The sequence below is a fragment of the Noviherbaspirillum agri genome, assembly GCF_054780595.1.
Genome location: NZ_BAAGWA010000003.1, coordinates 563,248 through 589,748, shown reverse-complemented (window position 1 = coordinate 589,748; position 26,501 = coordinate 563,248). Strand labels below are relative to the sequence as shown.

Sequence of the window (26,501 nt, the reverse complement as noted above, 5' to 3'; positions counted from 1 at the left end):
GCGTTCAGGCGATCTGCGGCAGCTTCAGGTCGGGCAGGATGCACCTGATCGCGTCCAGCGAGACCGGCTTGGTGAGGTGGTAATCGAAGCCGGCGTCCCTGCTTTCCGCCCGGCCCCGGTCGCTGCCCCAGCCGGTCAGCGCCACCAGCGTCGCCCGCATGATCCCGCTGTCGTTGCGCATCGCCTTCGCAACGTCATGGCCGCTCATGTCGGGCATGCCGATATCGAGGAACGCGAGTTCCGGCTGGAAGGCCCTGGCGACATCGAGCGCACTGCGCCCGGAATACGCGAGACGGACGGTATGCCCACCCAGTTCCAGCAAGGCCGCCAGCATTTGCGCCGCGTCCTGGTTGTCGTCCACGATCAGGATGCGACGGCCGCGCGCCGTGGATGGTGATTCGGTCAGGAGTCCGTCCATCGGTGCCATGCCGGTACTGTCGGTATGGTGAACAGGATCGGTACCACCGTCAGCGCCCGCCAAAAGCGGCAGGCGCGCAGTGAATGTGCTGCCGGTGCCGGGACCGTCGCTTTGCGCTATCAGCGTGCCGCCATGGATGTCGACCAATTGCCGAGCAAGGGCCAGGCCGACGCCGATGCCACCCTTGCGATGCTCGCTGGCGCTCTCGGCCTGGGAGAACAGGTCGAACACCTTGTCCAGCATGTCCTTCTCAATACCGATGCCGTTGTCGATCACGCGGATCACCGCATCGCTGCCTTCCCGCGCCGCCTGCACGCGAATGTGTCCGCCTTCGGGCGTGTACTTGGCGGCGTTGTTCAGCAGGTTGCTGACGACCTGCGCCATGCGCACCCGGTCCGCTTCCACATACAGCGGCGCCGCCGGCACGTCCATGTCGACCACGTGGCCGGATCGCCCCGCCTGGGGCCGGCTCACTTCGACCGCGCTGTCGATAATGTCCTGCACGCTGACCTTTTCCTTCTTCAGTTTTAGCTTGCCGTAACTGACGCGTGACACATCGAGCAGATCGTCAATCAGACGCACCAGGTGCAGCACCTGCCGCTCCATGGCAGTGCGGGCCTGCGCCAGCGCGGGCGGTTCACTGGAGGCCAGCTTCATCACTTCCAGCCCGGCGTGGATGGCGGCAAGCGGGCTGCGCAGTTCGTGCGCGAGCGTGGCGAGGAACTCGTCCTTGCGCTCGCTTTCGCGCATCAGCGTCTGTTCTGCCCGCTTTTGTGCGGTGACATCGATGAATGCGCAGACCGCGCCGGCAAGCTCGCCCTTCTCGTTGCGCAGCGGCGCGGCATTGACCTGCACATGGATCGCATCGCCGTCCTTGAACTGGACAGTCAGCTCCACGTCCCTGACTTCCCTGCCGGTCGCCGCCGCCACCTGCATCGGCAGCTGCTCGGGCGACACGGGCGCGCCATCCGGATACGACCAGAACCGGAAGGGGCTCTCGCCGTCCGGCGGATTGGCCGATGCGTTGTCGCCTGGATGCAGGCGCAGCATGCGGTTGCCTTCCGGGTTGCCGCTCACGTAGCGGCACGCCGCATCATGCGACAGGAATACCGCCGCCGGCGCTGCATTCATCACCACTTCAAGTTCCTTCGCGCGCTGGTGCTCGCGCTGCTCGCTTGCGCGCAGCGCGTCGTTCAGGCGCTTCTCCTCGGTAAAGTCCTCAACCGTGACATGGATGCCGGCGATCTTGCCGCCATCGGAAAAGATCGGATAGACGTTCTCGCGCCAGAACCGGGGAATGCCCGGCTGCGCATCGGTCATGCCCTCGATGACCAGTCCAAGAACCGGCTCGCCGGTACGGAGCACCTGCATGAACGGCTGTTGGACTTGCGACGCAATATTGGGCACCACCTCATGGATGGATTTGCCGATATGCGCTTCGACGCTCACGCCGTTGATCTGCGCGAGCAACTTGTTGATCCTGACGTAGCGCAGCTCGGCGTCGAGCGTCGCCAGGCCGAGCGGCGCGTTGGCGTAGGCGGTTTCCATGTCGGCAAAGCCGCTCTGCAACACAGACACGCGCTCGCGCAGCTGGCGCAAGCGCCGCATCATGACGAGCAGGGTGATGACCAGGATCGCGCTGGCTGCAATGGCAGCCGCAATCATCGCAACGTAGACATCCGATTGCACCGTTGTCTCCCCTACGCCAAAAGCATCCAGCGTAGCAGGCGCACACAGCGTACAAAAGAGCTAGATCAGACTCCTGTCGCGTTTCCAACGGGTAGCGCAGGAGGCAGGAGCGTCAGCCCTCTTCGGTCTTTACTGCTTCCGGGGAAGCATCAAGACCCCACTCGCTCCAGTCCTCGCCGAAGAGTTCGACCGGGTGCTGGGTACGCTCGGAGCCGTTGCCGCAGGCAAGTGAATCGGAGGGGCAATACTTGTCGCATCCCCAGCAGACACGCTCGGGATGCACGGGATGGATGGGAAACTTCTTTGCCATGGCAGTCGTTGACGGAATAGCATCATCCCGCCATCTCGGAAAACGCCGTTCTGCGGCGGGACTTCTATTTAGCCACGCTTCAATACGGAAATGAAGCATGCCCCTGTTGCGGAAATGGCTTGCTTGTCAAAACTCCATTGGATTCCAATGGAATTCCGGCTACATTACCTCTCCACAAAATTGATCCGCATCATCTTTAGCGCAGCAGCACCTTTGCTTCAGTCACTTGGAGCCTGTCCCGACAGAAACATTCCCTGTCGGGAGCAAGAAAATGCGTCAGCAAAGCGCAAGGTTGCTTCCTGCCGGGATAGGCTCTCGTGAATCGCGTTGAATGATTCTGCCGCTGTAAAGCCTATCGGGACCGTCTTTACAGGGGATTGCAATGACACGCATTGCAGCCACAAAAATCTTCTCGGGGCACAGCACTCCGAGCCGCTGCACATCGGCGCGCTTCGCGTCGGCGCCTCTGCGCCTCTGCGTCTGCCTGCCCTACCGCTTTTCCGCCCGCACTGCGCGATCACGGCGCACGCCGTAACCGAACCGGTTTCCTATCACAATCACACCCTCTTTCAGGGGACAACACCATGCTTTCATTACAACGAATCCATGCCTTAAGCATCTCCAGGCGCCTCGGCATCCTGATGGCCTGCGCCATCCTTGGCGTATTCGCACTAACCGCCCTCTTCCTGTACTCCGAAGAACAACTGATCATGGAAGAGCGCAAGAGCAGCGTGCGCCAGACGGTCGAAGTCGCGCACAACATCGCCGTGCACTACCAGGGACTGGCCGCGAAAGGCGTGATGCCGGAAGAGGATGCCAAGCGTGCCGCGATGGACGCGATCCGCGCGCTGCGCTACAGCGGCAACGAGTATTTCTGGATCAATGACTCGCTTCCGACGATGATCATGCATCCGATCAAGCCGGAGATGGAGGGCAAGGACCTGCGCGCCAACACCGATCCGACCGGCAAGCATCTGTTCGTGGAATTCGTGAAGATGGCCAAGGCCAACGGCGCCGGCTTCGTTCCCTACATGTGGCCCAAACCGGGCAGCGCCGATCCGGTGGAAAAGGTCTCGTATGTGAAGGCCTTTCCGCAATGGGACTGGATCATCGGCTCGGGCGTGTATGTCGACACCGTGCGCGCAACGATCCTCGCGCGGCTGGTCAACTACGGACTCAGCGCGCTGGCACTGGCTGCAGCCCTGTTCCTGATCAGTCTCGTCATTGCACGCGGCATGCTCAGGCAGCTTGGCGGCGAGCCGACGTATGCGGCAAGCATCACGCACCGGATCGCCGACGGTGACCTGACCGCGAAGATCGACCTGAAGAACAATGACACCAGCAGCCTGCTGCATGCGCTCAAGACGATGAGCGAGGGCATTACGCAGATCATCAGCCAGGTGCGTACCGGCACCGACAACATCGTGACTGCGTCGCGCGAGATCGCCACCGGCAACCAGGACCTGTCGGCACGCACCGAACACCAGGCCTCGTCGCTGGAAGAAACCGCGTCGTCGATGGAAGAGCTGACATCGACCGTCAAGCAGAATGCGGATAATGCGCGCCAGGCAAACCAGCTGGCGGTCACGGCTTCCAGCATCGCGGTAAAGGGTGGTGACGTCGTCGCGCAGGTGGTGCAGACAATGGGCTCGATCAACGATTCGTCGAAGAAGATCGTCGACATCATCAGCGTCATCGACGGCATCGCCTTCCAGACCAACATCCTTGCACTGAACGCCGCAGTGGAAGCGGCACGCGCCGGCGAACAGGGCCGCGGCTTTGCGGTAGTCGCCTCGGAAGTGCGCAACCTCGCACAGCGCTCCGCGGCGGCAGCGAAAGAGATCAAGACACTGATCGGCGACTCGGTGGAAAAAGTGGATGCCGGCAGCAAGCTCGTGACCGAAGCCGGCACGACGATGGACGAGATCGTCAACAGCGTCAAGCGCGTGACCGACATCATGGCCGAGATCATGGCGGCCAGCCAGGAGCAGAGCTCAGGCATCGAGCAGGTGAACCAGGCGATCATCCAGATGGACCAGGTCACGCAGCAGAACGCCGCGCTGGTCGAACAGGCCGCCGCCGCTGCTCAATCGCTGCAGGACGAGGCTACACGGCTGGCGCAGGAAGTCAGCCGCTTCAAGCTCGACATGATGCAGTCCGCTGTCATGCCATCGCGCAGTGCAGCGCCCGCACGCACCACCGCGCCGCTTGCACAGCAGGCAAAGCCAGTGAGGCCTGCCGTGACAGCAACCACGGGAAAGACGCGTCAAGTGACCGTAACGCCGCCGGCACGCCTTGCGAAGCCGACGAACGACGAAGCTGACTGGGAAGAGTTCTGACGTTTTAACAGCAGCGGACTGAAAGGCGCGGCGCTGCCGGAACTGTGCGCCTGTTCGACAACCGCGCATCGGGTTGTCAAGCAGGCGCTAAACGGCCCGGCACAGGAGGATATTGAGTACCTTGTCCACCACCGCGCCTGAATTGCTGCGCCCTCTTTCACGCAGCGTCTGACGCTGCAGCACGCAAAACCCCGCCATCTCCAGCAGCGCCTGCGCCTCGGCCGCGTCATACAGCGTGAAGCCGTAAGGCACAAACGGCAGCTCCTGCATGAATGCCCGGTCGCCGAAACCGATGCAGAACAGTCCGCCCGGCTGCAGCACGCGGCGCACGTCCCGCAGATGCGCGTCGGGCTCTTCCCAGAAATAGAGGGTGTGCACCGTGAGCGCCTTGTCGAAGGCCGCCGTGCCGAACGGCATCTGGTCCGAACTCCCGTGACGGAACACGGCGCGCCCCGCGGCTACCAGCGCGCGATTGCGCTCCTCCGCCTCATCCACCATGAATTCCGACAGGTCCAGCCCGGTGTAGGAAACCTCCGCCGCCGCACCCACGATATCAGCCACGAAGGCGCCGTTGCCCGGCCCGATTTCCAGCACGCGCTCTCCCGGCTGCAGGTGCAGCAGGGAGATGCACGCACGGTTCACGCCGCCATTGGCTCCGTTCATCTGGCGCGCTATCCGCGCGGCACTTGCGCCATGCGGACAACGAAGCTGTGCAGCAAGATTTCTTGGCTCCATCCTCGCGTCTTCCCATTGCATAAAGACGCTCAGACCGTCCTGTGCCGGCTGCGTTCTGTGGAGGGAAATGCGTTGATTGTCCGCGATGGCGCTCAGGGAGAACGCGATGAATGACGGGGAAGACACGATCGCCCGCATCCGCGTCGGGCAACCGTGGAGAGAGATCGCTTCGGGAATCGCTGCTCGACCTTACGCGCTGCGCAGCCTGCCGTTCCGCGCGCCATTCGCACCCGGCGCATTCTGGAACGGCGCGAGCCGCCCCTCCAGCCAGCGCAGGATATCGGCGAAGATCTGCTCGCGATTGGTCTCGTTGAAGTTCTCGTGATAGTTGTCGGGGTAGTAGTGGTATTCGACGAGGCGCGGGTCGATGCGCTTGATCATCGCTTCCGACGCACGCGCATCGGCCAGCTTGTCGTCACCCGCAACGACAGCGAACAAGGGAGTGCGCCAGCCCGACATCCGGTCCGCCAGTCCTTCCTGCGCGGCCGACAGCGCAGCGCCGAAGCGCACCGTCACTTCAGTGGCGCGGATGTTGTCGCGCTCGTCGGCGTAATGCCGCTCCGTGATCGCGCTGTCGTGCGTAAGCACGTCGGTGAGCGAGTCGAGCGGCACCTTCATCGTCGGGGCGATCTTCGCGAGCACGCCGGACAGCTTGACCAGAATCTGCGGAACCTTGATCGCATTGACGTAATACGGCGAGGACAGGATATAGCCCTTGATGTCACGCTCTTCGCGGAAGCGTCCGAGCGCGAGATGCGTGGCGATCAGCGCGCCCATCGAGTGGCCCATCACGAAGACCGGCAGGCCGGGAAAATTGCGGCGGACCCATTTGAGGAACAGCTCGCCATCCTTCAGGAAGCTGTCGAAGCCCGGGATGTCGACGCGCTTCTTGCCATCGTGGCCGCACATGTCGTAGCTGACGGTGGCAATGCCCTTGTCGCGGAAGTACAGCGCCGGTGTCACATAGTCGCCCGCATGCGCCATGCCGCCATGGATCGCGAGGATCACGGCGCGCGGCAGATCCGGCTCCCAGATGTGGATGGTGCGCTCGACCTGGTCGCTGCACTTAAGCGCGGCCAGCCGGTCCTCGGAAAATCTCATGCTTGTCTCCATCTTCTGTTTTTGTCGTGGTCCGGCTGCAGATATTGGCGTTTTGGATGGGCAGCCGGCCTGTCTCCTGTTGCTGACTGTAAGTCGGCCGCATGTCCATTGTTTGAGAAATGTTAAATCGTGTACAGGCATCGGCCTGCAAGGTCTAGTTCGGCAGACGGCCGGCACGCCTGCTTTCCGTACGTCATGCTGCCTGTATCGGAATGGTCTTCTCCTCGCCGGCCAGCGCACGCGCACGCAACTGTCCGCATCCGCCATCGACCTCCTGCGCGGCCGAATCGCGCAGCTTCGCCAGTACGCCGCGCTGGTGCAGCACACGGATCATCTGGCGTGCACGCTCGGTGGCAGGCCGCCGGAACTCCAGGCCGGGCACCGTATTGTAGGGAATCAGGTTGAGCACGCCGTACTTCCCCTTGAACAGCTGCACGATGCCGTCGATCTCGTCATCGCCGTCGTTGATGCCATCCAGCAGCGTCCACTGATACTGCACCGGATACGCCGTCTTGCGGCCGTATTCATCGCCGAGCTCCACCAGCTCCTGCGGCGTCAGGCGCGGCGCGCGCGGCAGCAGCTTTTCGCGCAACGCCGCCTTGGTCGTGTGCAGCGACAGCGCCAGCGCCGGCTTCACCACACCCTGCGGCAGGCGCTCGAACGCGCGCGGATCGCCCACCGTCGAAAACACCAGGCTCTTGTGGCCGAGATTGCCTTCCGTGCCGAGCAGCTCGATCGCGTCCATCACGTTGTTGAGGTTGTGCGCCGGCTCGCCCATGCCCATGAACACCACTTTCTTCACTGCGCGCTGCGTGCGCGCCAACGCCACCTGCGCCACCATCTCGCCGCTGGTGAGCTGGCGGATCAGGCCGCTGCGGCCGGTCATGCAGAACTGGCAACCGACCGCGCAGCCAACCTGGCTGGAAATGCACACACCGCCGCGCGGCAGCAGCACGCTTTCCACCATCTGCCCGTCGGCCAGGCTGACCAGCAGGCGCGCCGAACCTTCCTCGCCCGGATGGCTGCTGTGCAGGCGCGCGATGCCTTGCAGCTCGGCGTCGATGTCCGGCAGCTTCTCGCGCAATGCCAGCGGCAGGTAGTCATCCAGACGCTTGCGGACGCGGTCATGCGGACGGGTCTGTATCCAGTCGCGCAGCACGCGCTGCTCATGTTCCGGTTTGGCGCCCAGCGCCCGCAGGCGCTCGCGTAGGGTGTCGATCTGCATATTGGAAACTGTCGTGCGCAAGGAAAAACATTTGCGGCGCGGTCAGTATCGAAATGATTGAAACGGTTCGTTCAGGACGGCGGATTGTATGCCGGTCAGTTGATTTTTCCAACCCGGGGAATTTCACCTGCACCGGCGTTGTTCGCAGCACGTTATTTCATCTTTGACTTCAGTTCGATCGTTTCGCCATCCACCGCAAAGCTGCCATGCCCGCGATGATGGATCGTGCGCGGATGCTTCACCGCCGGGTCGATCCAGGCCTTCACCACTTCAAGGACGAACATACAGTACTTGTTGACCATGCCGGTGTCGGCGATGCGGCATTCGAGGTTGGCGTAGCACTCGTCTATCAGCGGTGCGCCCACTTCTGCGGCGGGACGCGCCGTGAGGAAAAACTGCGCGAACTTGTCGGTCGTCTCCCCTGACGTATTGCCGCAGCCGACGACCTTGTCCGCGATCTCCACCGTGGGGATATTGATCACGCATTCACGCGTGGCTTTCAGCAGACCGAAGGAATAATTGCGATTGCTGATGATGCAGCCGACCAGCGGCGGCTCGAACTCCATCATCATGTGCCACGACATGGTCATGACATTGGGGACGCCGTTGCGCGTGGTCGTCACCAGCACGACCGGGCCGGGTTCGAGCAGGCCGTAGACTTTGGACAAGGGAAGCGATCGTTTGGCCATTCAGTGTCTCCTGAAGGATTGTCCACACCGAACAAATGACACGCTTCCACGATAGCCCACGGTCGAGGCCGGCTCAAGGAGTTACGCCAAGGCCAGACCCGTTGCAGGGAGGCTGAATCCAAGCCGCAGTTCCCCTGCGCCGATGCTGGTCGACTTTGCCGGTGTCCCGATTTCCCTTCCCATTTCCGTCGCCGCCTTGGTCAGCGCGATGTCCATCGCCTTGATGGTCGCCGCATGGTAGCGCCGGCCGGCCGGCGATTCGGCAAAGGCGATGTACTTCTTCAGGTCCTGGTCCGACACCGACTGGTAGATCGCGGCGTACTGCATGACGCTTTGCTCTTCATACATCTGCGTCAGTCCATCCCTGTGCTCGTCCAGCATCCTTTTGATTTCCTTCACCTCGGAAGCCGTCATGTGCGGGCTGACCAGCGACGCGCCATGGGTGATGCCGACCGTGGTGTTGATCGCCATCGATGCCGATGCCTCGCCGATGCGGATTGCTTTTGCAAAGCGCCTGATCAGCTGGATGCGTTGCGACGGCAGGGATTGCATCACCTGCTCGGCCGTCTCGTGCCTCTCCTCATACTCGCTGAGCTCGCCGCTCTTTTCTTCCAAAGCGGTAAAGCGCTGGCCGAGATCCGTGGACAGCCATGCCAGGACGGTATCGATATCCCGCCCGCGCAGCGACAACGACAGCTGGTTTCGCACTTCGGCGCGGAGGCTTTCCGCCGCATACGCCTTGGCCATCGCCATGCGCAGCGGCCAGAGCTCGCTTTCTTCCTCTTCGCTGGCGTCGCCCAGTTCCTGTGCCAGGTTTGCCTGCAGCAGGGGCTCGATCTGTTCAATCTGCCGCCACAGGCCTGACTTGTGCATCAACTCGTCAATGCGTGGCTGCGCAGCCTTGTCGTCAGCGCATGCGTTGCCCCACCCGATCAGCATTGCTGCCAGCACGGTGAATAGTTTTCTCATGCTTCCTCCCTGGAAGATGTGCCCGTTGTTATTTAAGCATCATTCCTGCATGCGATGCGTGGGCACCTTGTCTATGTGTACTTCTTGCAAGAGGATAGGTGCATTCACGGGGCGGCGCCATCCCGAGCGGACGAGAATGCAACACCCGCCGGTTACAACTTGTTTCCGGGCTTTCCAGCGCCGGCCGGCAAATGCTATTCAAGGGCGTGGCGCAACCCCGGCACACCGGTCTGGTCAAATCACCGGGAACCGGCTTGGGCTATGCTGGATCTGATTCACGGAAACTGTCCCCGCCTGTTGCGGGTCTGTCCACCGCTTGCTGCCCCCTGTCGCAAAAGGAAACAATGAAGATACTGAAAACCCTGCTGGCCGCCACGACCATCAGCTTTGGCCTGTTTGCCGCCGCGTTCGCACAGGCGACGCAGGAAGCGCCGGATGTGCTGGTCAAGCGCGTCACGGCGGAAGTGATGAACACTGTCCAATCTGACAAGGAAATCAAGGCCGGCAACCGCCAGCGCATCCAGTCGGTGGTGGAAACCAAGATCCTGCCGCACCTCGACCTCGAGCGCGGCACCGCGCTGACCATGGGCCGCCACTGGCGTGCTGCATCGCCACAACAGCGGCAGAAGCTGGTCGAGGAATTCCGCGCGCTGCTGATGTACACCTATTCCGGCGCGATGTCGCAAATCGGCAACCAGAAGCTGGAGTTCATGCCCCTGCGTGACGACCTGGATGACGGCGAAGTGGTCGTTCGCTTCCAGGTAAAGCGCTCGCGCAGCGGCGATCCGATCCAGGTCGCCTATCGCCTGCACAAAACGCAGGACACATGGAAGGTGTATGACGTGAATGTCCTCGGCGCCTGGATGAGCGAAACCTACAAGGCGAGCTTTTCCGAGGAAATCGCGCGCGGCGGCATTGACGGCCTGATTCGCACGCTGGAAGAAAAGAACAAGCGGCTGGCCGAGCTTTCCAACCAGAACTCCAAAAGTTCCTGATCAGTAAATCCGGCGGGCGCGCAATCGTCTGCGGTGCGCCCGCTCACCCCGCCTTCTCCTTCCCGATTCAAGAACGCGCACGGAAGCGGTCGTAGCGCTCCAGCACCATCGGCACGTACTTGATCGTCTCCGCATACGGCGGGATGCGCCGGCCATGCCGGATCACCGCATTCTCGCCGGCGTTGTAGGCAGCCACCGCCAGCCGCACATCGCCGCTGAACATGCGCAGCAGGTCGCGCAGGTAGCGCGCGCCGACATCGACGTTCTGTTCCGGTGAATACAAATCGAAACGGCCGTAGCGGGCCGCCGTCGCCGGCATCACCTGCATCAGGCCGATGGCGCCCTTGGGCGAGCGCGCACGGGCATTGAACCCCGATTCGACTTCGATGATCGCCTTGAGCAGCGCCGCCTGCAGGCCATGCGCCTTGGCGACGCGCTGCACCAGCGGCTCCAGCGCGGCGCGGCGTGCATTCAGCTGCGGCAGGCTCACCGGCCCGCTGCCCGAACGCGGCCACAGGCGCTCGCCATCGAAGGACGCGAACAGCCGCGAACTGCGGTTGAGCGGCCGGTCGGAGAAGGTCGGCACCTTGCCGGAGCCGTCATACGAGCGGTAAATCTTCGTCTCTTCTGCCTGCGCGACACCGCCCACGCACAGCGCGATGCCAAGCAAACACTGCCGCGTCGCCACGGCGCCCATCCGGAATGCGGCAGCCATTGAATCACCCTCCCTTTCCGCGACGATACGCCAGCCGGAATATGTCGGGCAAGCATTTGATGCTGGTGTGCAACGAGTGTCGGGGCAGCGTCGGACGGGAGACGCGCGAGCTTCTTCGCGACGGTGCAATTCAGACAATGCAAATGAACGCGGATTTGACGCCGGGAGCGGCGTCCTCGATCCACATCACGCGCGACAAGAGAAGGTTGTTGATGAAGCGCTCAGGGGCTTCTTGGTGAAAACATGATGATGGCCATCCCAAGCAATGCCACGAGTGTTCCGACAATATCCCAGGTCGTCGGTCGCACGCCATCCACCGCCCACAGCCACAGAATCGCGACAAAGATGTACACGCCACCGTACGCGGCATACACGCGACCTGCTGCAGTGGGATGCAGGGACAGCAGCCAGGCAAACAGCGCCAGGCTCAGCGCGGCAGGAACCAGCAGCCACGCACTTCTTCCCTCCCTCAGCCACAGGTACGGCAGGTAGCAGCCGACGATTTCTGCGATGGCGGTGAGGAGGAAGAGAAGGACGGTTTTTATTTCGGGCACAGGAACACCGCTTCAGATTGGATTGAACATAACAGCTGCATACACGCGCAGGACAGTGCCAATCGTGCCGGCCAACCGGCTGGTCACAAACCGTTGAGCCAGAGCCAGACGGCAAGTCCTCCCACTCCGCAGAACCATGCCAGGAACATGGCGACCTGCCACCGCGACAGTGTCGCTGCAGAACCCGCCCTGAAGGCGCTCTGCGCATGCACGCGTCCGGCAGGCCACAAGACGAAAAGGCCGGATAACAGCATGGATCCGAACAGTAGCACGCATGCCGCAAGCGCAGCCCATGTCCCATCGGCCCTGCCATAAGCAGCGAAACTCGCTGCGAATGAAATCGCTACACACCCAAGCAGCAAGACAATTTTCATGGTTGGTCCATGCCTATCCGTTAAACCTATATAGAACCAGTCGCCTGCCGGGGCTGACGATCAGCTTGCCAATGCACCCATGGGCGGAATAACTGCCCGCGCTGCGAGATTGCATTGGCAACGCGCCCCGGAATAAAGTTCCTGTCCTTACGCGCGGTGCGTGCCAGTGCTTCCGGATTTTTGCTGTAAGCGTTTAAACAGCTGACCGACGGAAAAGAAGAGCACACACAGCACAAACCAGCTGCCAAACACGAGCGTGCAAAGATACGCTTCGTCTACGCGCCCCGCACGGGCAACGCTCGGATCTTCTGGCAGGTAATGCACCGTCAACGCATCGCCCTTCTTCCAGCGAGGGATACCAAAGAAGCGGCTATCCGTCTTGAATTCTTCGCCGTTGACGTGGTACGACATGACCGCCTTAACGTTTGTTGAGTACTGAGCCCCCTTGTTCGTCGTCACCCGCTCACTACGTATATCCGTGACGGTACCTGCCACCGTCATCGTATTGTCCAGATACGCGCTTTCCTTCATGTAGAAAACCGCGGTCAAGACAGCCAGCACCAGGATAGCGACCGCCCCGGCAAACTCTTTCTTGTTCATGGCAATCCTCAATAACGCACAGTCCGCCAGCAGGTAATCACGTGATCAACTGCGCCGCCCTCCATGCGCACGGTCGGCTCCAGCTTGGCGGACTGCCCTTCTCTTATTGCGTCACAGGCGCAGGGCTATGCAGACCTCTCGCAGACCCTACCCGAAGAGGCCCGTGTCGAGAATGCCCCAGCGCAGAAAAAGCCAGGCCCCCGTGACGACTCCTGCTCCACCGAACAGTTGCGCTGGAATGCCTTCCAGGACGTAATACGAGTCACTACCTTGCCAGTCGCCGATGTCTACAACCTTTGTTCTGATGATGTTCATACCATCGACGATGAGATACGCGCCAGCAAACGCGGTGGCTGCTTCCTTACTGACCGCGACTGCCAGCACAAGACTGACGGCAATCGCAATCCAAATGTATGGGCTTCTGTGCAGCATAACCTGGGTCGGCATCCTTTCATGGAATGAACGTTCGAGCTTAAAGGCTCCCGGCAGGTTACCCGGCGGGAGCGAGTTGTTCAGCACAGTAGGGCAATGGGATGGACTCCTCCCTCCACGGCATCTAAAGTGCCAAGGTGAAGTATCGGCAAATATTTCAGCTCACAAGAGAGGAGTCCATCCCATTGCCCTACGTCCTGGTCATGAGGCGCGACAGTTTGTGCAGCTTGATGTTCTCGCGGATTTGAGACTCAACGGTTTCGGTCAACGCATCATCCGACAGGTCCAGAAGCCGGCGTGCTTCACGTTTATCGAGGCGGTCGATCGGGTCTAAGAGAAAGCGCTCAAGGCAGCGCCTGCCTTCGTCAAGGTCGCCCATCTGAAAGAAGCAGAAGGCCTTCGGGAATGCAGCGTAAATCGTAATTACTTCGTTCAAAGCATGGACCAAGCGTTCCGGAGAGGCCAGATCATTGAGGCGCGGCAGCACCGCGTCTCGGCAAAGGGCCGCGAGTTCGGCCGAAATCCGTGGAACGTCCGATGGGTTCGCGCATGTCAGCTCTCCAGTCTCTTCCGGGTACCTCCCTGTTGCGTTCTTCCAGCCTCCACGAGGATTCAGTCCTGGTAGCGACAGGGGCAAGGCATTGCTCCACACGTACGCATCCGACTTCTGCCCTTGGAAACTCACCACTTGCAGGATTCCAGAACGGATGCGCCCGAACAAATGCGGTTTCAGAGGCAGGAAGTCTTCCGCAAACAAGGCTTCGGTGGACGCTAGGGCAAGCAATGCGAGCTTCATGGCAGCGAACGCCTAAAGTTAAGTCGTGCTCAAGCGCGAAGCGATTGCGTTGTGCTTTGAATGATTTGTTCGGTCACCCATGCAAACGCAGGCCTACTTGCTAGTGAAGTCCAGGACACCGATGCCGGTAACCTTGCCGTCCTTAACTGTGATCGAGACGTTTCGACCGTCGGAGAAGTATTCGTATCGTTGGAAGGCAGGCATGCCGGGGAACGGCTCGATGCGCTCGGGCTTGCCCGCAACCTTGAGCAGCTTCTCGATCGAGTCACCGATCGATACCGTCCCGCCCTTGAACTTAACGTTTTGAGCGAATGCGAATGCCGATAAGACGGCAAGAAGAAATGCAATGGCGAGTCGACGCATGAAAGTGAACTCTCCTGGGAGGCCTAATTGAATTTACACAGCATTGATTTGTCTCCGCAACCTGGCATCCGCTGCATAACCGGACACCACAGACTCCCGTGCAACCAGCGCTACAGCTTCTATCTGGGAAATTCACTGTAGGCATAGATGGCATTAACAGAACTGCAAAAAGCAGCATCCTGATTCTACTGTTGCGTGGCTTTCAACCGCAATTTCCTTCTGGAAATGACGACCTGAGTGTTGCTGGAACGCAAACGCATTGAACCTGTGCGGGACGATGGCAGATCCTCTTCCATGCTTCTAGAATGCCTCCATGTGCGCAAACTACATCCCCTCCACACGCGATCAGCTGCAACAGTACTTTGGCGTTGCGGCACCGGACGCCGATTACAAGGCGGAATCCTTTCCCGGCTACATGGCGCCGATGATCCGGCCGCCGCGTGCAGACGCCGTGGCGGGTGACCGTGCCTGTGCTTTGGCGATGTTCGGCATGGTGCCGGCGTGGGCAGACACCAAGCTGGCGCGCCAGACCTACAACGCCCGCACCGAGACGGTGGCGACCAAGCCGAGCTTTCGCAATGCATGGAAGCACCGGCATTTCTGCGTGATTCCGCTGGCGTCGTTCTTCGAGCCGTCGTACGAGTCGGGCAAGGTGGAGCGCTGGGAGATTGCGGACGCCGAGGGTGCGCCGCTAGGTGTGGCGGGCATCTGGGAGTACAAGAAGGATGGCGGCAACGGCTTGCCGCTGCTGTCGTTCTCGATGCTGACGATCAATGCAGACGGGCATCCGCTGATGCAGCGCTTTCACAAGCCGGACGATGAAAAGCGGATGCTGGTGATCCTCGACCCGAGCCAGTATGACGACTGGCTGCACTGCCCGGTCGAAGAGGCGGAGCACTTCTTTGTGCGCTATCCGGCAGAACGGCTGGTAGCGCGCGCTGCGCCGCGACCGGTAAAGAAGAAGGTGCAGGAAGGCTTGCCCGGTCTCTAGCGTTTTTGCTGCCCGATTTTTCGGACTGTTTAGCCCCCTCCGAGGCGTTGAAGCCGGTTAGCGATTTGCGGCGCCAGTACAGACGGTGCCGGGATGCACCTCAACGGCATGCGGCGTGTGAGCTGCGGCAACGACATTTACCGCGGCGCAAACATCGCCGCAGGAGACCCCGTACGATAAGCTCAACGCGCAACGCAAGTTTGCAGCAGATCAGGCTGCCGGAAAAAAGTGCTATGCCGACGGCCAACCAAACCTGCGGGAATCTGTCCATAGGTGGTTATGAAAGATCATCGTTCGTCTTCCCGATCGCTGCTGGTGGTGGCTGTTGTTACGGCGATTGCCGGCATTGCCGCCGCCGTGCTCTGGCTGCGCGGATCTTCCGGTGATGAGCCGGTTCCGCCGCCTGCCGCCCCGACACAACTCTCCGGTGCGATCAGTGCGAATCCCTTTGCGCAGGGGAAAGCCGATGCACCGCCGCCTGCCGAGCCTGCGCCGCCGGCGCCATCCGCTCCGTCCGCCTTGGCCGAGACCGGTAGCGGTGTTTTCCGCACAGACAGCAACGGCACACTCCTGCTCGATGAAACCACGCGGTTGCGGCTGGATATGCTGCTGTCGAACCTGTCGAAGAATCCGACGCTGCAAGAACTGCAGGCGGTGGAGGCCGAAGCCGTTGCCGGGCTGCCTGCCACAGTGGCGCAACAGGCGCTGCCCATCCTGCACACGTATATCGCCTACAAGAGCGCGCTGGACGAACTTGCTGCCGCCCAGGCCAACGGGCCTGCCGTGACACCGGAAGAAATGCTGGACAGGCTGGTCACGCTGCGCCGTCGCCACCTCGGGCAGGAGATTGCGCAAGCGCTGTTCGGCAAGCAGGAACTGCAGGAACGCTACGGCCTGCAACTGGCCGCGCTGGAGGAAGACACCTCGCTGACGGTGCGGGAGAAGCAGGCACGCATCGGGGCGATGCTGCAGGCGCTGCCCGCCGATGCGACGGAGCTGCGCGCCATGCTCGAATCCCGGCGCGCTGCGCTGTCGATGGAACAGGGCACCGGAGCAACGATGAACGCGCAAGAAGCGGCGGAACGCCAGCAGGCTGGCGAGAACGCGGGACAGTAGAAAGACGTTACGGCAAGCGGAAACAAGCGGCGACAAATTGGGACAGGTTCCCGGGCAGGCGCTGCGTCGCTATGCCGCCTCCTGCCTGAACAGCCAGCGCCACAGCCATCCGCCCTGCGTATCGCGCCCGGTCAATGCGTACTCGAGCGCGTGCATGTTCTGCATCGTCAGTTCGAGCGCAGGGCGCACCCGATGCTGGCCGGCCAGCAGCAGCGCATCGCCCGCTTCCAGCACAAAGTCGTCTTCCGGCAGCACGATATCCTTGCCGGCACGCTCGATCATCAGCACCACCGCCGGGAAGCGTTCATCGCGATTGGCGTTGTCGCGCATCAGGTCGCCGACGCACAGACGCATCCCCTTCTTCATCGCATGGCAGGCAGCCGGTGCTGCGCCTTTCTCGATACGAACATCCCACACCACCGGCACTAGTCCGTCGCAGATTGCTTCCACACGGGTGGAGACGGCCTTGCTCCAGGTTTCGTCGGTATTGCGGATGCCCGCCAGGAAGCGTGCCAGCAGCGGCGTGGCGAGGATGGCGATGCACTCCTGCGCAACAATGCGCGTCGGCACCATCCTGAAGTCGGCATCGAAGGTCTCGAACAGCACGCCGTTGGCCGACTGGTTCTGGCGTGTCACGACAAAGACGTTCGGATTGAGTTCCTTCGCCGTCATCGCCATCGACAGGTTGTTGATGTCGTCGTCACTGGCGGCCACGATGCCGCGCGCCTCCATGATGCCGGCTTCGATCAGCGTGCTGGCCTCGGTGCCAAGGCCGCGCACGCTGCGGCTGGTCGGCGGTCCCTCTTCTTCCGGATCGACGACGGTCGAGGTGATGCCCATCGGCGACAGGTGCCGGATCACCGCCTTGCCGAAGCTGCCGTAGCCGCACACGATCCAGTGGCCATGTGGCGGGCGGTGCACTTCCGGCAGCGGCGTGCCGGGCAAGCCGGTCAGGATCTCGACCAGGCGGAAGTCCTCCGGCTCGGACACGGCCAGCGCGAGGTACTCGGCAAAGCGCTCGTAGCCGTTGATGATGTGGTCGGTGCCGAAGGAGGCCATGTTGCCGGCCACCAGCGGCGTGCGCGCACGGGCCAGCACCGGTACCTGCGGATTGAGCAACCGCACCGTGATGGCAATCGCGAGGTTGCATTCCTCGTCGTTGGTCAGCGCCAGCACGCCGCGGCACTTGGGATGGCGCAATCCCGCCACCAGCAGGTTGGCCGGCAGTGCAGCATCCGCGGTCAGGGTCGGGATATCGGTCTTGAAGTCTTCCAGGTCCAGCTCCTGCACCCGGTACTCGTCCTTTTCCACGATCACGAAGTCGTGACCGAGGCTGTCGAGCGTGCGGCAGATCAGGCTGCCGGTTTCGCCGCAGCCGCAGACCACATAGAACGGCGCGCGCAGGTGCTTGACGCGGCGCGCAAAGCGCGATGCCATCAGCGTCTGCTGGAAAGCCTTGTCCTGCACCAGCGCAAGGATGGTCAGGATCATGTAGGTCCACGTGATGACGGTCAGGTAAATGCAGACCGTCGCCCACATGCGCTGCGCATCGGAAAACGCGGTCGGGATTTCGCCGAATCCGATGGTCGTGGCGGTGTAGCTGATGAAATAAAACGCGTGGAAGATGCTCATCGGCGGCGCCGGCGTGCCGTCGGCATTCACACCGGGCACCAGCGACATGCCCAGCACGGCGACCGCATAGGCCAGGATCAGGACGATGAGCGGCGCGCGCATGCGCCGCAGGAACAGGAAGAAGACGCTATTCGTCATTGTGTGCGTTCAGGTGCACCGGATGCGTCGGGCGCGTTCAGCGGCGCAGCATCACGGTTTCGACGATGAGGATCACGACAGAGATGATGTTCGCAAACAGCGCACCGCCGGACAGCGACACCACGCTGGCGGTGATCTCCGGCGTCATGCCGGTGCCGGTCACATGCACCGCAATCGCCCAGGTCACGGCGGCTGCAATCAGCTGCAGGTCCGCAACCAGGCTGGTGGACAGGTGCACCGCGCCGATCTGCGTGCGGTCGCCGAACTTGAGCACGGTGGCGATCAGGCTGACGACAATGGCTGCGAACAATTCATAGACGTTGTGCAGCTCCGGCTGGTCGATGTCACCGATGAAAAAGCCGAAGTTCAGGGTGGCGGCCAGCACGATGAAGAAACCGAAGACGACTTTTTCCAGATTCATGGGATGCTCTTGTTGTTGAAGAAGGCGGGGTGTTGGAGTATGACCGGGTCACGCATGACCGGGTCGCGCACGCCTTGGTCACATATGACGGAGTTGCGCGAATTATAGTCTGGCACTTCCGGCAATGGGAGGCTTTGAGGCAAGAATACAGTGCTTGGCATGGGCATGCCGGTGCTCCTTGCAAAGGTCTTGAGCTGCGTGCTCCTGCAGGCGTGACGGGGCTCCAGCCGGATCGCAGCACTGCTGAGGCGACTATGCCGCTGCAGCCAGTGTCGCCCGCAGTCCGGCAAGGTCGTCCTCCGTGAGCGTTTCCTTCTCCAGCAGGCTGGCGGCGTACTGCTCCAGCAGCGCGCGCCGGCTGGTGAGAATGTCTTCCGTCTGCGCATAGACGCGCTCGACGATGTCGCGCACCGCGCAGTCGATCTCGCGCGCGGTGGTTTCCGAATAGCTGCGCGGGCGGCGCTCGGCCAGCTGCTGCACGCCGAGGTAGGTCGGCCGGTCGTCGTCATACACGAGGTTGCCCAGCTTATGGTCCATGCCGTAGCGCGTGACCATGCTGCGCGCAATGTCGGTGACCTTGGCGAGGTCGTCCGCCGCGCCGGTGGACAGGTGGCCGAAGATGATGTGCTCTGCCGCACGACCGCCAAGCAGCACCGCCATCTTGTGCTCGAGCTCCTTGCGCGTCATCAGGAAGCGGTCCTCGGTCGGACGCTGCATCGTGTAGCCGAGCGCGCCGATGCCGCGCGGGATGATGGAGATCTTGTGCACCGGATCGCAGCCGGGCAGCGACATCGCGACCAGCGCATGACCCATTTCGTGATGCGCGACGATGCGGCGCTCTTCCGGATTGAGCACGCGGTTTTTCTTTTCCAGCCCGGCGACGATGCGCTCGACCGCATTGGTGAAGTCATCCATCGTCACCGCGTCGCGCCCGCGGCGTGTGGCCAGCAGTGCCGCCTCATTGATCAGGTTGGCAATGTCGGCGCCGGAAAAGCCGGGCGTGAGCGCGACCACTTTTTCCTTGTCGACATCAGGCCCGAGCTTGATCTTGCGGATGTGGACATTGAGGATCGCGAGCCGGCCGTTCTTGTCGGGCCGGTCGACCAGGATCTGGCGGTCGAAGCGTCCGGCGCGCAGCAACGCGGGATCGAGGATTTCCGGCCGGTTGGTCGCTGCCAGCAGCACCAGCCCGGCGCTGGAATCGAAGCCGTCCATCTCCACCAGCAGCTGGTTCAACGTCTGCTCCTTTTCATCATGGCCCCCGAGGTAGCTGCCGCGCGCGCGGCCGAGCGCATCAAGCTCGTCGATGAAGATGATGGCCGGCGCCTTCAGTCGCCCCTGCTCGAACAGGTCGCGCACGCGTGCGGCGCCGACGCCGACGAACATCTCGACGAACTCGGAACCATTGATCGAGAAGAATGGCACTCCCGCTTCGCCGGCAACCGCACGCGCCAGCAGCGTCTTGCCGGTGCCGGGCGGGCCAACCAGCAGCACACCCTTCGGTATGCGTGCGCCAAGGCGGCCGTAGCGCTTGGGGTCTTTCAGGAAGTCGACGATTTCCTTCAGTTCTTCCTTGGACTCGTCCACGCCGGCCACATCGTCGAAGGTGACCTTTACGTCGGTTTCGACATAAACCTTGGCCTTGCTCTTGCCGATGGAAAGGAAGCCGCCGCCCATGCCGCCCTTCTCCGCCATCTTGCGGAAGAAAAACATCCACAGCGCGAAGAAGATCGCGGCGGGCACGATCCAGCCGAGCAGTTGCGAGAAGAAAGTGTTTTCGAGCACGCCGGTAAAGCGCACGTTGTACTGTGCGAGATCGCGCGCCAGATCGGGCTCGACGCGGGTGGTGACGAACTGCTTCTTGCCGTCGGCCTGCGCGTTGCGCAGGGTGCCGCGGATCTGGCTGGAATCGATCGCGATTTCCTCGACATTGCCGGCTTTCAGCTCCTGCAGGAAGGTGCTGTACGGCAGCGGCGCGACCTGATACAGCACCCACGCGTCGCGCAGCAGCATGATGCCGAACAGGGCAAAGGCCAGATACCAGAGGTTGAACTTTGTCTGTCGCTCCATCGCATTGCCCCCATGCTTGCGCATCGAAAATGAAATCTTGCCTGTGCTTATTCTATTGCCTCGTCGGCGCCTGTTGGGGCTGGCTGGCGTGCCGGTTGATCGCGCCCATGGAAAACCGGCACAATTCTTCGAAAGCCGCGTCGCTCGCAGGTTCATCACGCATGATGGAAGGCAAAAAACTCCCGGCGGGGAATCGGCGGACGTCATCGCAGTCAAATCACGGCAATGAATTGCCCACACTTCTTTTGTTCCTGAAACGGGTTCAGTGATGCAGCGCTTTCTGATTATTGCCGGGCTCGTGCTGGTCGTGGCCGGCCTTGCGTGGCCGTGGCTGTCGAAGCTGCCATTCGGCCGCCTGCCCGGCGACATTCATGTTGTGCGTGAGGGATTCAGCTTTCACTTCCCGATCGTGACGTCCATCGTCGTTTCGATCGTGGTCACGATCCTGCTGTGGATCTTCCGCCGCTGAGGTGCGGGTGAGGTGCGGATGAAAGTCGGGTGGGATGCGCTTGCAGGGTATTTGAAAACCGCAGCAGATCGTCATCCAGCCTCAACAGCCGTAACGCTTGACGCCGTCGATGTAGCGGTACTCGCCGCGGCGGTCGACAAAGCAGATCGCCGGGTCGCTCTGTGCTGCCGACGGCGCGGCGGTGGCTTTCTTCACTGTCGGCCGGCGGAATTCCCATGGCGGCACCGGGTTCGCATCCGCCCACAGTCCCTTGCGGTCGCGCCTTGCCATCAATTGCAGCGCCGGCAGCGTGAAGTCGCGGTTGGTACGGTCGAAGACCCATGCCATGCCGCGCTCGATCTGTACGCGGTTGACCTCGACGCCATTGCAGGACACAACCGCGAACGGCGTGCCGTAAGTGTCCGTCTCCTGGGTGCGGAAGGTTGCGTTCTTGCCAAGGCACAGGTCGGCGAGCGACTGGCGCGCATCGCGGGCGTAGGGCTGGCGCTTCTCCGGCGCATCGATGCCGGCAAGCTTGACCTTCAGCGGCTTTTCATCGACCAGCAAGGTCAGGGTTTCGCCATCATTGATGCCAACAACCGGGTGGGAAAAAGCGGAAATCGGGAGGGATAAAGCGAGCGCTGCGACAGAGGATTTCATGCAGCAATTGTAGCGTCGGGCGCGTGGGGATGGCGACACTGTCGGCGGCGTGAACGGAATCCAACATCGTGCAAAACACGTATTGCCATCCGCCGCATTTCTGTCTCCAAATCTGTCTCCAAATCCACTGGAAAACACGGGCGTGAATCTTCCCTCGTTGGCCCGAATCACGTTGTTTCGCTTGCCCGCGTCACCCCTTTTCGCAACTGTCTTCTTCCTGCGCCGTTGAAGGAAGCAATCGGCGGCGTATCTATCCGCTCTACGCAACAACCGTAATTCTGCTGCACGATACCGAGGCCGTCCGTCGGAAATGACAGACGGCGGCGATGGCGCTCTCGCCGTAACGGACAATGTTAGGACTTACTTGGAAACCTTTGTCAGCCCCTGCGGGCAGAACTGGTGTTACATTCACTGCCGCTCAAGATCCGGATACCTTGCCGTTTGCACTGTTCGGGTTTTGCCAGCAGCCCTGCGGCGGCTGGCCCCGACCACCAACGCTGTTTGCTGCCTTGCCCTATCGAGAACATGGATTCCACCCTGCACGCGCTCTGCAAGAAGTACGAGGATGCCCTGAGCCGGAACGACTTGCCGGGCATCCTTGCACTCTTTACGCCTGACGCCACCGTTACCGCGCCGATCACCGGCACGATGGATGTGGCCAGATTCCACACCTATCTTTTCTCCTACACGAAGAAGGCCTCCGCCAACCTGCCCAACGTGATCCGCCGCCGCAAGAATCCGGCTGCGCTCACGATCCAGTTCAGTTATACCTTCCTCACCACCTGCGGCAAGGTGGCGGTGATCGATGGTGTCGCGACTTTTGAATTCGACAAGGCGCTGCAGACCTTCCGCAAGCTCACCATCATCTACAACGACACCGATATGCGGCTCATGATGGCGGAAGAGGATGCGATCCCGTGCATCTGGGCTGCCGACGCGCAACAGGGGTAAGTCAATCTCAAGCCATTGCCAGCAACACGCGTAACAGTTCCTGCGGCGCGCTGATCATCGCGTCGTGGCCGGTGGCGATCTCATGCACGTCCCAGCCCGGCTGTTCGCGCACCCGACCGCGCATGACGGTGATCGTCCCCAGCGCAGGCGCGTTGCAATCGATGAACGTGCGCGGCAGCGCCGCCAAGCGCGCCGGGTCGAAATCCAGCGGATCGTCATAGACGCCGCCCGGCTGCGGCGTCTGGCGGCGCATGACCCAGGCGGCGTCTTCGCCGGCCAGGCCGAACATCGACGGATCGGCCGGCGGTATGCATCCCGTGTCGGCGATCGCGTGGCGGCGTTGCGTGCGCGTCTGTTCCGCGTGCGTGCTGGACCAGGATTCGCCGGGCAGCGGCACGACGGCGTCGAGATAGACGAGGCGCGCAATGCGATCCGGCATGCGGTCGGCGACGGCGGTGATCACCATGCCGCCGTAACTATGGCCGACCACGATTGCCCGCTGCAATTCCTCCGCTTCGATCACGGCAGCCACATCGTCGGCATGGGTGCGCAGGGTGATGTCGCGCGACAACTGGTGGGCGCGCTCGCCGGTGCCGGTCAGCGTGACGGGAAAGGCGCGGTGCCCCGCCGACCACAGGCCGGGCAAGATCTTCTTCCAGCACCATGCGCCATGCCAGGCGCCATGCACAAGAACGAAATCAGCCATGTTCTTCCTTTGCGGGTTGATGGCGGCAGTTAATGGCGGTAAATGCCGGTTCGCTACTCGGATTCGGTTGCGTGCTACTTCAGGTAATGCAACGGGAAGTACAGCAACGCAACCAGCCCGAGTGCGCCCAGGCAAGTCACCACCGCCACGATGAAGCGGGAAAGCCGGTCGGCATTGGTTTCCTTCGGCTGTCGGTTCGGTTGCTCAGACAACGCATTCTCCAGAATCAGCGGGCGAAACCCGTGTTTCAACCCGAATGGAGAGGATACGCCCATATTTTGCCCGTGCGGCAGCGCATGCCTGTTGCGCTGGCGCTGAAAGCCGTCAACTTCCGCTCAGGCATCGCCGCGGCCAACCGCCTCGTGCTCCCTGCCCGTCCTGTACTGCATCTGCGCCCACACCGCCCACCCGCCGAGGCCGGCGACGATGGCGAGGATCAACAGGAAGCCGCCAAGGAAAGGAATCGCGAACAAGACGCTGAGCAACAGCAACGCCAGCACGAGATAGAGCATCTGCTTGCCGAACGAAAGCGGCTCGGCCGCCTTCACTGCCGCTGCGAGCCGGTGGCCGACGAAAAATGCGGTGGCGAGGTAACCCAGCAGCAGGCTCAGCGGGTACAGCAGCATCAGCGCCAGCCCGATCGGCAGGCCAATCACGGTGGCCATGAACAGGATCGCCACCGGTGGCACCGCAAACAGTAGCCCCAGTCCCAGCAGCAGGCTGCGCAGCGGGTACTGTGCGATTGCGTGCTGCGTGCCGCCGACGGCACGCGGAAAGAGCAGGTACAGCAGCATGCCGGCAACCAGCATGCTCACAAGGATGAACGGATGGAACCACGACCAGACGCCGGACTTCTCGACTTCTACCTGCCAGCCCTCCGGTGTTTCCATCCGCGTGACGGTGCCGCTGACCTGTGCGCGCTGCGCCGCGGGCAATTCGTTCGGGCTTGCATAGGTGAGGTTGCCGTCGATACGTGCTTCCGGCGTCAGCAGGATCTCCTTGCCATACAGGCGGGCATCGCCGCCGATGTGGCCGGAGAGCGTGATCTTGCCGCCATAAATCCTCGCCCCTTTGCCGATGTCGCCGGCCACGTCCACTTCGCCGCCGCCAAGCAGTGCCGAGCCGGCAACCTGCGCCGTGCGGTCGATGTGCACCGAGCCTCCGGTTGCCACCAGTTCACCGCCGACGCTCTGCTGCACGGTGACCTTTCCTCCGGCCACGCGCAGGTCCTGCATGACCGGCGCGCGGATATCGACGGAGCCGCCGGCGACGGTGGCATCGGCGCCAATGTCGCGTTCGACGCTGACACGCCCGCCGGCCGCCATCAGGTCGGCCGCAACCGGCACCACGATCCTGAGGTCGCTGCCGGCGAGATAAGTGTTGCCGCCAGCTGTCGTTTCCCCGGCCTGCTCCGCGGATGCCATGCTTGCGAAAAGGAACAGGCAGGCAACGAGGACGCCGACCATGCCGAATCTCAGGTAGCTCGGATTACGTCTCAGCTCATACATGCTGCACTCTCCTTCCGCACAGGCACAACGCCTCAGGCGCTCATGTTGGCGGTCGCTGCCGGCGTGTGCTCGACCACGATGCAGCCGGTCGACAGGAGGAGGCTCGCGATCGATGGGGCAGTCTGCAGCGCCATGGAACAGGAGTTCCTTGGCTGTCACTCTTCATCCGTTGCCCATTGCCCATTGCCCGTCACCGCCGGCTTGTCCTTCCGGAAATCAACGCGCCCATTCCACACGCAATATCTGGTCACCCTTGTTGTAATGGAAGCGCAAGTCGCCCTTGTAGGCGCGTTCCAGCGCCTCGCCGATGCCGCGCGCGAGGTGCGCATCGGTGGTCTCGATCAGCAGTGTATTGTTTTCGACCCTGATCGCCATGATCCGCTTCAACGGATGCTCCGCCTTCTCGCGGGCTTCGACGCGGCGGATCAGGTTGACCAGGTCGTCGTGGTGCTCGACGAGGAAGCGGCCTGCAACGGTCACGTAACCGGCAGGCCGCTTGTCCCGTACCCTGCGGCAGGCGGGACAGCTGGTGATGGCCGCATCCGATGCGCGTACTTCCCAATGCCATGCCCCCTCCCGGTATGCGGCGCCGCAGCCGTCGCACACGGCGGTGCCGGCCGGCTTGTGTGCGTCCAGATAGGGATCGTGCATTGCATCATCGTAGATCTGGCGGTGGCGTCCCGGATGGAACGCCGATCCTTGCGTATGCCCTGTTTTCATGATTTTTCCTTTGTGGATAGGAGCGCCTCATCGAATGCCGCTGGCAGCGCAAACCGCCTTGGCTGTGGCGCACGTGTACTTGTTCAGCGTAGCCCTAAGTCACTGCATACAGCGGCAACTGGCGCTGCCCGCACGGAATGCTGCCAAACGGGATCGGCATCGCCGGCGCCTGCTGCGGCTTTCCGTCCGACAGCAGCTGTGCCGCGATACGAAACCAGTCGTCGGCTGACAGCCACAGGTGTGCGGCCGGCAGCAGTTCTGTCTCTTCCAGCTGCAGGCGCTCCAGCATCGTTGCGCAATACCTGTCGATCGCCGACACCAGTGCGGCGGCATCGGCCTGCGCGCCATCGAGCAAGCGCTGCGCCTGTTCGCAGGCGGCGCGCAGCAGGCGCACGGTTTCGGCGCTGAGCGCATCGAGCCGGTCGAGGAGTGCGTGCGGCTCGACCAGCGCCCGGCGCAGCAGCGGGATCACATAGATCTCGACCTTGCGCGCATGGCAGTATTTGTCGATCTGCACAATGTCGTTGAATACCGCGTCAAGCCAGGCCAGGTCGATTCCCTGCGCTGCGGCCGGCCCATGATGAGCCGCCTTGTAGGGACGGTGTTCGAGCTTCTGCAGAAGGCGTCGCGCATTCAGCAGCTCGCTCGAGAACACGACGAAGGAATAAGTGGTCGTCAGCATGACTCGTAATCCCATTTCCGTGAGACGGTGCATATGGCCGGGCCGATTTGCCGCTTCCTGCCGGTGCGTCCTTCCCGGACTGCATGGCATTTCTCGATCCAGCTTCTGGTCTGATTTCTGGTCTGATGCGGGTACTGAAACACCAACTCGCGAT

At 62.1% G+C, this 26,501-nt stretch carries 29 protein-coding genes; 6 read left to right on the top strand and 23 right to left on the bottom strand.

The genetic code is table 11. From position 1 onward, the window contains the following. Positions 1-4: 4 nt before the first annotated feature. Positions 5-2,107 carry a PAS domain-containing hybrid sensor histidine kinase/response regulator gene (locus ACYVIA_RS08205; RefSeq protein WP_460839685.1) on the bottom strand — a complete coding sequence of 701 codons (2,103 nt, stop codon included), beginning with the start codon at positions 2,105-2,107 and terminating at the stop codon, positions 5-7. A gap of 112 nt (positions 2,108-2,219) precedes the next feature. Continuing rightward, positions 2,220-2,417, bottom strand: coding sequence for a DUF3079 domain-containing protein (locus ACYVIA_RS08200; RefSeq protein WP_460839684.1), 198 nt, complete (start codon positions 2,415-2,417; stop codon positions 2,220-2,222). Between the two features lie 584 nt (positions 2,418-3,001). On the opposite strand from ACYVIA_RS08200, the gene ACYVIA_RS08195 reads away from it, so the two are divergent. Continuing rightward, a complete protein-coding gene (locus ACYVIA_RS08195; protein ID WP_460839683.1) occupies positions 3,002-4,756 on the top strand; it encodes a methyl-accepting chemotaxis protein in 1,755 nt (584 codons plus the stop codon). Between the two features lie 87 nt (positions 4,757-4,843). Here the strand turns inward: ACYVIA_RS08195 and ACYVIA_RS08190 are convergent, their stop codons facing one another. The 5 genes from ACYVIA_RS08190 to ACYVIA_RS08170 form a co-directional block, all read right to left on the bottom strand. Beyond that, a complete protein-coding gene (locus ACYVIA_RS08190) occupies positions 4,844-5,419 on the bottom strand; it encodes a class I SAM-dependent methyltransferase (RefSeq protein WP_460839680.1) in 576 nt (191 codons plus the stop codon). A 261-nt stretch (positions 5,420-5,680) separates the two neighbouring features. Next, positions 5,681-6,592, bottom strand: a complete 912-nt coding sequence (locus ACYVIA_RS08185) for an alpha/beta fold hydrolase (RefSeq protein WP_460839678.1) — start codon at positions 6,590-6,592, stop codon at positions 5,681-5,683. A 193-nt stretch (positions 6,593-6,785) separates the two neighbouring features. Continuing rightward, positions 6,786-7,817 (bottom strand): RNA methyltransferase, encoded by a 1,032-nt coding sequence (locus ACYVIA_RS08180; protein ID WP_460839676.1) that lies wholly within the window; start codon positions 7,815-7,817, stop codon positions 6,786-6,788. A gap of 152 nt (positions 7,818-7,969) precedes the next feature. Further along, complete coding sequence (locus ACYVIA_RS08175) at positions 7,970-8,506, bottom strand: flavin reductase family protein (protein ID WP_460839674.1); 537 nt, start codon at positions 8,504-8,506, stop codon at positions 7,970-7,972. An 81-nt stretch (positions 8,507-8,587) separates the two neighbouring features. After that, the gene (locus tag ACYVIA_RS08170; RefSeq protein ID WP_460839671.1) at positions 8,588-9,475 is read right to left on the bottom strand and encodes a hypothetical protein; all 888 of its coding nucleotides are present in this window, start codon (positions 9,473-9,475) and stop codon (positions 8,588-8,590) included. Positions 9,476-9,819: 344 nt separating this feature from the next. On the opposite strand from ACYVIA_RS08170, the gene ACYVIA_RS08165 reads away from it, so the two are divergent. After that, positions 9,820-10,470, top strand: coding sequence for an MlaC/ttg2D family ABC transporter substrate-binding protein (locus ACYVIA_RS08165; RefSeq protein WP_460839669.1), 651 nt, complete (start codon positions 9,820-9,822; stop codon positions 10,468-10,470). A gap of 67 nt (positions 10,471-10,537) precedes the next feature. On the opposite strand, the gene ACYVIA_RS08160 is transcribed toward ACYVIA_RS08165, so the two are convergent. From ACYVIA_RS08160 to ACYVIA_RS08130, 7 genes are all read right to left on the bottom strand, one after another. Beyond that, complete coding sequence (locus ACYVIA_RS08160) at positions 10,538-11,185, bottom strand: lytic transglycosylase domain-containing protein (RefSeq protein WP_460839667.1); 648 nt, start codon at positions 11,183-11,185, stop codon at positions 10,538-10,540. A 221-nt stretch (positions 11,186-11,406) separates the two neighbouring features. After that, positions 11,407-11,739, bottom strand: coding sequence for a YnfA family protein (locus ACYVIA_RS08155; protein ID WP_460839666.1), 333 nt, complete (start codon positions 11,737-11,739; stop codon positions 11,407-11,409). Positions 11,740-11,822: 83 nt separating this feature from the next. Beyond that, positions 11,823-12,113 (bottom strand): hypothetical protein, encoded by a 291-nt coding sequence (locus tag ACYVIA_RS08150; protein WP_460839664.1) that lies wholly within the window; start codon positions 12,111-12,113, stop codon positions 11,823-11,825. Between the two features lie 147 nt (positions 12,114-12,260). Next, entirely contained in the window at positions 12,261-12,713 is a 453-nt protein-coding gene (locus ACYVIA_RS08145) for a DUF3592 domain-containing protein (RefSeq protein ID WP_460839663.1), read from the bottom strand. A gap of 147 nt (positions 12,714-12,860) precedes the next feature. Continuing rightward, complete coding sequence (locus ACYVIA_RS08140) at positions 12,861-13,160, bottom strand: hypothetical protein (protein ID WP_460839661.1); 300 nt, start codon at positions 13,158-13,160, stop codon at positions 12,861-12,863. A 175-nt stretch (positions 13,161-13,335) separates the two neighbouring features. Next, positions 13,336-13,941, bottom strand: coding sequence for a hypothetical protein (locus ACYVIA_RS08135; protein ID WP_460839659.1), 606 nt, complete (start codon positions 13,939-13,941; stop codon positions 13,336-13,338). A gap of 93 nt (positions 13,942-14,034) precedes the next feature. Continuing rightward, positions 14,035-14,304 (bottom strand): hypothetical protein, encoded by a 270-nt coding sequence (locus ACYVIA_RS08130; RefSeq protein ID WP_460839657.1) that lies wholly within the window; start codon positions 14,302-14,304, stop codon positions 14,035-14,037. A 313-nt stretch (positions 14,305-14,617) separates the two neighbouring features. On the opposite strand from ACYVIA_RS08130, the gene ACYVIA_RS08125 reads away from it, so the two are divergent. Together ACYVIA_RS08125 and ACYVIA_RS08120 are read left to right on the top strand one after the other, a co-directional pair. Continuing rightward, positions 14,618-15,295: an SOS response-associated peptidase gene (locus ACYVIA_RS08125; protein ID WP_460839655.1), complete on the top strand. Its 678-nt coding sequence runs from the start codon at positions 14,618-14,620 to the stop codon at positions 15,293-15,295. 279 nt (positions 15,296-15,574) lie between these two features. Next, the gene (locus ACYVIA_RS08120) at positions 15,575-16,411 is read left to right on the top strand and encodes a lipase secretion chaperone (RefSeq protein ID WP_460839654.1); all 837 of its coding nucleotides are present in this window, start codon (positions 15,575-15,577) and stop codon (positions 16,409-16,411) included. 69 nt (positions 16,412-16,480) lie between these two features. Here the strand turns inward: ACYVIA_RS08120 and ACYVIA_RS08115 are convergent, their stop codons facing one another. The 3 genes from ACYVIA_RS08115 to ftsH form a co-directional block, all read right to left on the bottom strand. After that, positions 16,481-18,181 (bottom strand): potassium channel family protein, encoded by a 1,701-nt coding sequence (locus ACYVIA_RS08115; protein WP_460839652.1) that lies wholly within the window; start codon positions 18,179-18,181, stop codon positions 16,481-16,483. 37 nt (positions 18,182-18,218) lie between these two features. Beyond that, positions 18,219-18,602 carry a DUF6394 family protein gene (locus ACYVIA_RS08110; protein WP_460839650.1) on the bottom strand — a complete coding sequence of 128 codons (384 nt, stop codon included), beginning with the start codon at positions 18,600-18,602 and terminating at the stop codon, positions 18,219-18,221. Positions 18,603-18,854: 252 nt separating this feature from the next. Then, complete coding sequence (gene ftsH, locus ACYVIA_RS08105; RefSeq protein WP_460839648.1) at positions 18,855-20,672, bottom strand: ATP-dependent zinc metalloprotease FtsH; 1,818 nt, start codon at positions 20,670-20,672, stop codon at positions 18,855-18,857. 268 nt (positions 20,673-20,940) lie between these two features. On the opposite strand from ftsH, the gene ACYVIA_RS08100 reads away from it, so the two are divergent. Next, entirely contained in the window at positions 20,941-21,141 is a 201-nt protein-coding gene (locus tag ACYVIA_RS08100; protein WP_460839646.1) for a DUF2905 domain-containing protein, read from the top strand. A gap of 81 nt (positions 21,142-21,222) precedes the next feature. Here ACYVIA_RS08100 and ACYVIA_RS08095 read toward each other — a convergent pair whose 3' ends face one another. Next, positions 21,223-21,780, bottom strand: a complete 558-nt coding sequence (locus ACYVIA_RS08095; protein WP_460839644.1) for a thermonuclease family protein — start codon at positions 21,778-21,780, stop codon at positions 21,223-21,225. A 525-nt stretch (positions 21,781-22,305) separates the two neighbouring features. Here ACYVIA_RS08095 and ACYVIA_RS08090 point away from each other — a divergent pair. Then, the gene (locus tag ACYVIA_RS08090; RefSeq protein ID WP_460839643.1) at positions 22,306-22,731 is read left to right on the top strand and encodes a nuclear transport factor 2 family protein; all 426 of its coding nucleotides are present in this window, start codon (positions 22,306-22,308) and stop codon (positions 22,729-22,731) included. A gap of 7 nt (positions 22,732-22,738) precedes the next feature. Here ACYVIA_RS08090 and ACYVIA_RS08085 read toward each other — a convergent pair whose 3' ends face one another. The 5 genes from ACYVIA_RS08085 to ACYVIA_RS08065 form a co-directional block, all read right to left on the bottom strand. After that, complete coding sequence (locus tag ACYVIA_RS08085) at positions 22,739-23,437, bottom strand: alpha/beta fold hydrolase (RefSeq protein ID WP_460839641.1); 699 nt, start codon at positions 23,435-23,437, stop codon at positions 22,739-22,741. A gap of 74 nt (positions 23,438-23,511) precedes the next feature. Next, entirely contained in the window at positions 23,512-23,649 is a 138-nt protein-coding gene (locus tag ACYVIA_RS08080) for a hypothetical protein (RefSeq protein WP_460839640.1), read from the bottom strand. A 123-nt stretch (positions 23,650-23,772) separates the two neighbouring features. Continuing rightward, positions 23,773-24,945 carry a bactofilin family protein gene (locus ACYVIA_RS08075; RefSeq protein ID WP_460839637.1) on the bottom strand — a complete coding sequence of 391 codons (1,173 nt, stop codon included), beginning with the start codon at positions 24,943-24,945 and terminating at the stop codon, positions 23,773-23,775. A 216-nt stretch (positions 24,946-25,161) separates the two neighbouring features. Beyond that, entirely contained in the window at positions 25,162-25,665 is a 504-nt protein-coding gene (locus ACYVIA_RS08070) for a BCAM0308 family protein (protein WP_460839635.1), read from the bottom strand. A 94-nt stretch (positions 25,666-25,759) separates the two neighbouring features. Then, positions 25,760-26,347 carry a hypothetical protein gene (locus ACYVIA_RS08065; protein WP_460839633.1) on the bottom strand — a complete coding sequence of 196 codons (588 nt, stop codon included), beginning with the start codon at positions 26,345-26,347 and terminating at the stop codon, positions 25,760-25,762. Between the last annotated feature and the right edge of the window lie 154 nt (positions 26,348-26,501).

Excerpts from the sequence above, each read along its gene's own strand:
- ACYVIA_RS08200 (WP_460839684.1), bottom strand. The coding sequence starts at position 2,417 with ATGGCAAAGAAGTTTCCCATCCATCCCGTGCATCCCGAGCGTGTCTGC.
- ACYVIA_RS08195 (WP_460839683.1), top strand. The coding sequence starts at position 3,002 with ATGCTTTCATTACAACGAATCCATGCCTTAAGCATCTCCAGGCGCCTC.
- ACYVIA_RS08190 (WP_460839680.1), bottom strand. The coding sequence starts at position 5,419 with ATGAACGGAGCCAATGGCGGCGTGAACCGTGCGTGCATCTCCCTGCTG.
- ACYVIA_RS08185 (WP_460839678.1), bottom strand. The coding sequence starts at position 6,592 with ATGAGATTTTCCGAGGACCGGCTGGCCGCGCTTAAGTGCAGCGACCAG.
- ACYVIA_RS08180 (WP_460839676.1), bottom strand. The coding sequence starts at position 7,817 with ATGCAGATCGACACCCTACGCGAGCGCCTGCGGGCGCTGGGCGCCAAA.
- ACYVIA_RS08175 (WP_460839674.1), bottom strand. The coding sequence starts at position 8,506 with ATGGCCAAACGATCGCTTCCCTTGTCCAAAGTCTACGGCCTGCTCGAA.
- ACYVIA_RS08170 (WP_460839671.1), bottom strand. The coding sequence starts at position 9,475 with ATGAGAAAACTATTCACCGTGCTGGCAGCAATGCTGATCGGGTGGGGC.
- ACYVIA_RS08165 (WP_460839669.1), top strand. The coding sequence starts at position 9,820 with ATGAAGATACTGAAAACCCTGCTGGCCGCCACGACCATCAGCTTTGGC.
- ACYVIA_RS08160 (WP_460839667.1), bottom strand. The coding sequence starts at position 11,185 with ATGGCTGCCGCATTCCGGATGGGCGCCGTGGCGACGCGGCAGTGTTTG.
- ACYVIA_RS08150 (WP_460839664.1), bottom strand. The coding sequence starts at position 12,113 with ATGAAAATTGTCTTGCTGCTTGGGTGTGTAGCGATTTCATTCGCAGCG.
- ACYVIA_RS08145 (WP_460839663.1), bottom strand. The coding sequence starts at position 12,713 with ATGAACAAGAAAGAGTTTGCCGGGGCGGTCGCTATCCTGGTGCTGGCT.
- ACYVIA_RS08140 (WP_460839661.1), bottom strand. The coding sequence starts at position 13,160 with ATGCCGACCCAGGTTATGCTGCACAGAAGCCCATACATTTGGATTGCG.
- ACYVIA_RS08135 (WP_460839659.1), bottom strand. The coding sequence starts at position 13,941 with ATGAAGCTCGCATTGCTTGCCCTAGCGTCCACCGAAGCCTTGTTTGCG.
- ACYVIA_RS08130 (WP_460839657.1), bottom strand. The coding sequence starts at position 14,304 with ATGCGTCGACTCGCCATTGCATTTCTTCTTGCCGTCTTATCGGCATTC.
- ACYVIA_RS08125 (WP_460839655.1), top strand. The coding sequence starts at position 14,618 with ATGTGCGCAAACTACATCCCCTCCACACGCGATCAGCTGCAACAGTAC.
- ACYVIA_RS08120 (WP_460839654.1), top strand. The coding sequence starts at position 15,575 with ATGAAAGATCATCGTTCGTCTTCCCGATCGCTGCTGGTGGTGGCTGTT.
- ACYVIA_RS08115 (WP_460839652.1), bottom strand. The coding sequence starts at position 18,181 with ATGACGAATAGCGTCTTCTTCCTGTTCCTGCGGCGCATGCGCGCGCCG.
- ACYVIA_RS08110 (WP_460839650.1), bottom strand. The coding sequence starts at position 18,602 with ATGAATCTGGAAAAAGTCGTCTTCGGTTTCTTCATCGTGCTGGCCGCC.
- ftsH (WP_460839648.1), bottom strand. The coding sequence starts at position 20,672 with ATGGAGCGACAGACAAAGTTCAACCTCTGGTATCTGGCCTTTGCCCTG.
- ACYVIA_RS08100 (WP_460839646.1), top strand. The coding sequence starts at position 20,941 with ATGCAGCGCTTTCTGATTATTGCCGGGCTCGTGCTGGTCGTGGCCGGC.
- ACYVIA_RS08095 (WP_460839644.1), bottom strand. The coding sequence starts at position 21,780 with ATGAAATCCTCTGTCGCAGCGCTCGCTTTATCCCTCCCGATTTCCGCT.
- ACYVIA_RS08090 (WP_460839643.1), top strand. The coding sequence starts at position 22,306 with ATGGATTCCACCCTGCACGCGCTCTGCAAGAAGTACGAGGATGCCCTG.
- ACYVIA_RS08085 (WP_460839641.1), bottom strand. The coding sequence starts at position 23,437 with ATGGCTGATTTCGTTCTTGTGCATGGCGCCTGGCATGGCGCATGGTGC.
- ACYVIA_RS08075 (WP_460839637.1), bottom strand. The coding sequence starts at position 24,945 with ATGTATGAGCTGAGACGTAATCCGAGCTACCTGAGATTCGGCATGGTC.
- ACYVIA_RS08070 (WP_460839635.1), bottom strand. The coding sequence starts at position 25,665 with ATGAAAACAGGGCATACGCAAGGATCGGCGTTCCATCCGGGACGCCAC.
- ACYVIA_RS08065 (WP_460839633.1), bottom strand. The coding sequence starts at position 26,347 with ATGCTGACGACCACTTATTCCTTCGTCGTGTTCTCGAGCGAGCTGCTG.